Below are 700 nucleotides of genomic sequence, written 5' to 3' on the forward strand. Positions count from 1 at the left end.
TCTTTGGGTTAGTATAGCCTCTTAGCAGTTGTCCAATTTAATTATGCCACTACAATAAAGCTCATTAACTTTATCTTGAAAGCTATTTTTCCCCCAACTTAGACCAATAGAATCCATAAACTTCCCAAAGTTCTTTTGGGCACCCATATTGACCCACTTAGGCTCATCTGTTTCCCAAACCATCATATACTTAGCAAGGTCTGTCTTCCTAAACAGCTGATACTTAGGATATTTTAGTTTATGCACACCACTTTGTTTATTTAGCATCTCATCATATTGACCTCTAGATCTCTCATAAAACCATAAAGTTTCTCTATAACCGAGTTTGGCATTATTAGGCGTCCAAGAAACCGCTTTGTCATGTGGAGGTGCCCAGATCTTACGAGATAACGCTTCAATTTTTATATGATAACCATGATTGGAAGACAGGTCTGACATGTTAACTTTATTTTGAGTATTAGCATATTGTGAAATTTGTGGTACAAGCTCTTCTTTCTGTTTCTCGTCATCAATAACAGTTAGCTTCATTTGCACAAATATTTTTGATAGATTTGCTTTACTAGCATCCTTAATTTTTGCCCGTGCCAACGAAGCAGTTGTTTGGCCACCGTTCACAATCTGCAAATCCATTACACTAGATATTTTGGTGGTGTTCTAAAAAGTATGCTGGCATCAGACGTAGCCATAATTGATGTAAAAG

General features: G+C 36.7%; 1 protein-coding gene. It reads right to left on the reverse strand.

Going from position 1 to position 700, the window contains the following annotated elements:
- Positions 1-21: 21 nt before the first annotated feature.
- Positions 22-642 (reverse strand): AIPR family protein, encoded by a 621-nt coding sequence (locus EI164_RS16600; protein ID WP_318779574.1) that lies wholly within the window; start codon positions 640-642, stop codon positions 22-24.
- Between the last annotated feature and the right edge of the window lie 58 nt (positions 643-700).

Source organism: Psychrobacter sp. FME13, assembly GCF_014861395.1.
Lineage (GTDB): Bacteria > Pseudomonadota > Gammaproteobacteria > Pseudomonadales > Moraxellaceae > Psychrobacter.